A 3,199-nucleotide genomic window follows, 5' to 3' on the forward strand; every position below is an offset into this window, starting at 1 on the left:
GGGGCGTAGGCGGCACGCGAGTAACCCAGGCTCTCGAGCCAGTCGAGCCACGCCAGGTGCGCGCCGTTCAAGTCGAGCCCGAGCTCGAAGCCGGGCAGCACGCCCTCGTAGCTCGAGAGCCGCGGGTCGTCCGGCCCGGTCGACTCGCGCGGGTCGATGCTCTGGTCGGTGTAGCCGAAGAGCGTGGGCGTGTAGCCGGCTCGGCGCGAGGCCAGCGCCAGGTTGTCGAAGCGCGCGTCGAGCGGCGTGCCGTTCGCGACCACGCGGTTGTTCAGCTGGTACGTTCCGGTGTAGAGGCACGCGCGGCCCGGGCTGCACGGCGACGCCTGGCTGTAGTGCCGCGCCAGACGCACGCCCTGCGCGGCGAGCCGGTCGAGGTTGGGCGTGCGCACGACCGGATGCCCCGCCGCGGACAGGCAGTCGCCGCGGAACTGGTCGAGCGTGACGAGCAGGACGTTCAAGCTACCGGGAGCAGGTGAAGACCGTCGTCATCGGCACGATGATGCCCAGCGTGAGGATCCCCACTGCCACGCCCCAGAGCGGAACCCACGTCGAGACCTGCTGCAGCCCGCCGGGGCAGCTCCGCGCGTCGATCTCGGTCGACGATCCGATCAGGTGCACGCGGGTGTCGCCGTACGAATCGCCCTTGCCGGTCGGCGCATTCACCATCGTGCCGAGGCAGCCGGTGAGGGAGAAGATCAGGAGGACGGCGATCGCGGAGCGGAAGACGGCTTTCATGGGACTCCTCGGTTGCGGTGGATTCTACGGCTCTCGCGCCGGATCTTGCAGCACGTGCTCGAGCTCGTGAAGCGCGCCGATCACGTGGTGGACCTCGCCGTCGATCGGGCGCTCCGGCGCGAGCCAGATGGTCCGCATCCCGCGCCGCCGCGCTCCGATCAGGTTCGCGCGCGTGTCGTCGACCAGCACGCAGTCACGCGCGGCGACGCCGAGCCGTGTGGTCACCGCGTCGTAGGCGTGCGGCTCGGGCTTGGGCCGCAGGCCCAGATCCTCGATCGCGAACACCGACTCGAACGCGCCGTCCAGATCGAGCAGGCGCAAGACCTGCTCCGCGTGGACGCGCGGGGCATTGGTGAAGACCGCCTTTCGCCCCGGCAACCGGCCGAGCAGCGCGCGGACCTCGGGCGCGGGCGCGAGCAGGTCCGACAGATCCACGCGGTGCACGACGTCGAGGTACTCGTGCGGGTCCACCAACTGGTGAGCCTCGAGGCCGCGAAGCGTCGTTCCGTGCGTGTCGCGAAGCCGGCTGCGCAGCGCGTCGACCTCGCCAGCCGGAATCCCGACGCGCTCCCTCAGGTACGCGTTGATCCGCGCGTCGATCCGCATCAGCACGCCGTTCCCGCGCGGATAGAGCGTCTCGTCGAGATCGAGCAGCAGGGTGCGCATCGCGGTCGAAAACGTAGCGGAGCCCCGGCGGAGATCGACGCCGGGTTCAGGCCTCGACGATGTCGGCCCGCGTGCTCTGGATGAAGGCGATCACCTCGCCGCGCTCGCGCGGGGGCACCTCGAACGCGTCGAGCGTCGCGCCCAGGTGCCCGATGAACGCCGACCAGTCGCGCTCGCTGATCCGCATGCCCCGGTGCGAGGTCCGCATGTCGCGTCCGGTGTAGTACATGGGGCCGCCGGCGCTGGAGCACAGGAAGTCGACGAGCAGCTGCTTCTCACGGGCGATGCCGTCGTCGCCTCGGTGGGCCCAGAAGCGGCCGAGCGACGCATCCTCCTGGAGCCGCGGCAGCAGATCGTTCGCCACCGCCGAAATCGCATCGTACCCGCCGAGCCGCTCGTAGAGAGTCTTCTCGCTCATGGCGTCACCTCGCTTCGTTCGCGTCAGGATCCTACCAGCTGCGACGGGCGCGGTCGTCTCAGCATCGGAGTGAGCAGCGGCGCCGCTCGTAGAGAGTCTTCTCGCTCATGGCGTCACCTCGCTTCGTTCGCGTCAGGATCCTACCAGCTGCGACGGGCGCGGTCGTCTCAGCATCGGAGTGAGCAGCGGCGCCGCGCCGATTTGAATCGCGTCCATCTCCTCGAACGTGGCCAGCAGGTCATCGAGGTGCTCTGACTTCGCCATCTCGCCTCCTCCCTCCATCGGCGCCGCACACGCCCTGTTCGGAGCGCACGAACCTACGATGGCGATCGGATGGCGCGAAGATACGAGGTACAGGTGCGGTTCGGGTTTCAGCAGCTGCCACGACTGGCATTCATCTCTGGGATGCTAAGCGAGCTCGACCGGACGTGGGACCGCGCGCCTCCTGTATCCTGGAGACGAATGCAAAGCGGCCCCAGCTACGACCGCTATGGATGGCAATCGGACCTGGAGACGTTCTCCCGGTCTGAGCCTCGAGTCGTCCGCCTGAAATTGCAGCAGTTCGTCGCGGATGCGTCGCCCGAACAAGTTCGCGCCTGGGACCAATCCATCCCCTGGCTGCAGCGTGAGTGCCGCGAGCTCGAAGTACGGGACGCCGCGGCCGGCGAATACACGGCGATCCTCGAATACGAACTGCCGCGCGATTCGCGTCGACCGGACGTCATCGTTCTGGAGCGTGGTTGTGTGGCCGTCCTGGAGTTGAAGGGGACTCTCCACGCGTCGCGCGCGGCACTCGATCAGGCACTGGGGTACGCGAGGGACCTCGCCGCGTATCACGCCGCTTGTGCCGGGCATCGCGTGACGCCGGTGCTGCTAGTGAGATGTGCGGCGTCGCAAGCCGTGGAGCGCGACGGTGTGCATGTCGTTGCTCCTGAAGGCCTCGATTCGCTGCTCGAACGCCTGTCGCTGCACGACGAGGCTCTGATCAGCGCAGCGGACTTCCTCAAGCCGGATTCGTATGCGCCACTGCCGACCATCGTGCAGGCGGCGCGTGAGCTCTTCGAGCGGCGCGAACTGCCGATGATCAAGCGTGCTCGCGCCGCGACGGACCCCGCGCTGCAATACATCTCCGCGATTGCCCGGGAGGCTGCGCGCACCCGCAGCCGGCATCTGGTTCTGTTGAGTGGAGTCCCGGGGTCTGGAAAGACCTTGGTCGGGCTGCAGCTTGTACACGCGCATTGGTTGGATGATCTCTCGGTGCCGCGGGCGAACGGCAAGCCTGCAGCCCCTGCAGTCTATCTGTCGGGCAATGGCCCGCTGGTGCAGGTTCTCCAGCATGCGCTCAAGGATGGCGGAGGCGGAGGCAAGACGTTCGTG

5 protein-coding genes are annotated in these 3,199 nt (G+C 68.1%); 1 reads left to right on the forward strand and 4 read right to left on the reverse strand.

Features of this window, described 5'->3' with window-relative positions; all coding sequences use genetic code 11:
- The 4 genes from FJ108_18270 to FJ108_18285 form a co-directional block, all read right to left on the reverse strand.
- The coding region (locus FJ108_18270; GenBank protein ID MBM4337838.1) for a phosphonate monoester hydrolase at positions 1-461 on the reverse strand (461 nt) is incomplete at its 3' end.
- A 1-nt stretch (position 462) separates the two neighbouring features.
- The gene (locus tag FJ108_18275) at positions 463-738 is read right to left on the reverse strand and encodes a hypothetical protein (GenBank protein ID MBM4337839.1); all 276 of its coding nucleotides are present in this window, start codon (positions 736-738) and stop codon (positions 463-465) included.
- A gap of 24 nt (positions 739-762) precedes the next feature.
- Complete coding sequence (locus FJ108_18280; protein ID MBM4337840.1) at positions 763-1,404, reverse strand: pyrimidine 5'-nucleotidase; 642 nt, start codon at positions 1,402-1,404, stop codon at positions 763-765.
- A gap of 46 nt (positions 1,405-1,450) precedes the next feature.
- Positions 1,451-1,822, reverse strand: coding sequence for a group 1 truncated hemoglobin (locus FJ108_18285; GenBank protein ID MBM4337841.1), 372 nt, complete (start codon positions 1,820-1,822; stop codon positions 1,451-1,453).
- 333 nt (positions 1,823-2,155) lie between these two features.
- On the opposite strand from FJ108_18285, the gene FJ108_18290 reads away from it, so the two are divergent.
- The coding region (locus FJ108_18290; GenBank protein MBM4337842.1) for a DUF2075 domain-containing protein at positions 2,156-3,199 on the forward strand (1,044 nt) is incomplete at its 3' end.

It is taken from the genome of Deltaproteobacteria bacterium, from assembly GCA_016875225.1.
Classification (GTDB): Bacteria; Myxococcota_A; UBA9160; order SZUA-336; family SZUA-336; genus VGRW01.

What these genes read in the sequence shown, in the direction of transcription:
- FJ108_18275 (MBM4337839.1), bottom strand. Translation starts at nt 738, where the DNA reads ATGAAAGCCGTCTTCCGCTCCGCGATCGCCGTCCTCCTGATCTTCTCC.
- FJ108_18280 (MBM4337840.1), bottom strand. Translation starts at nt 1,404, where the DNA reads ATGCGCACCCTGCTGCTCGATCTCGACGAGACGCTCTATCCGCGCGGG.
- FJ108_18285 (MBM4337841.1), bottom strand. Translation starts at nt 1,822, where the DNA reads ATGAGCGAGAAGACTCTCTACGAGCGGCTCGGCGGGTACGATGCGATT.